Origin of the sequence: Lysobacter sp. TAB13 (assembly GCF_052113885.1) — a bacterium.
GTDB classification, from domain to species: Bacteria; Pseudomonadota; Gammaproteobacteria; order Xanthomonadales; family Xanthomonadaceae; genus Lysobacter; species Lysobacter gummosus.
Map to the genome: position 1 here is coordinate 1 of NZ_JBFRDR010000080.1, position 658 is coordinate 658.

At 65.2% G+C, this 658-nt stretch carries 1 protein-coding gene; it reads right to left on the minus strand.

Features of this window, described 5'->3' with window-relative positions; translation table 11 throughout:
- A partial coding sequence (locus tag AB4Y92_RS25205) for a sugar phosphate isomerase/epimerase family protein (RefSeq protein ID WP_441822104.1) occupies positions 1-566 on the minus strand: 566 nt, incomplete at its 3' end.
- Positions 567-658: the final 92 nt, after the last annotated feature.

Here is a 658-nt window from a genome sequence, read left to right on the forward strand (position 1 = left end):
ATGAAGATCCGGTCGCGCGGGATGGTGCCGATGCTAGCGGGATCGAGCCCGCGCGAGAGGATGTGGAAGCTGTCGAGGATGATGCCGACATTGTCGCGGCCGGCCCGGCGCACGATCTCCCAGGCATCGCGATAGTCAAAGACATGACGTCCCCAGGCCAGCGCCTCATAGCCGACGCGCACCCCCCGTTTGGCGGCCCGCTCGCCAAGCTCGGCGAAATCGCCGGCGAGCCTGTCGATGCCGCTCAAGCCCTCGGGCGAGACACTCGAGCAGACGAAGAGCAGGTCGGTCCCAAGCTCCTGCAGGAGGTCGAATTTCCGTTCCGCCCTGTCGAATGTCCGCACCCGCCGCGCATCGGGCATCCCCTCGAAATCGCGAAACGGCTGGCAGGTCACGATCGCGAGCCCGAGATCGCTGCAGATCCGTCGCACCTCTGCCGGCGAGCCCGGGAAGGCGATCAGGTCGTTCTCAAAGATCTCGACGGCACGAAAGCCGGCAGCCGCAATGGCCTCGAGCTTCTCCTGAAGCGTACCGGAGACGCAGACGGTGGCGATGGAAGGGATCATGAGCGCGTCTCCTCATAGCCGAGTTGTGCGACCGCGCGGAGATCCTCCGATGTCGTGGTGGGGAGTCCGAAGAACTCGAGATAGGCCGGGAT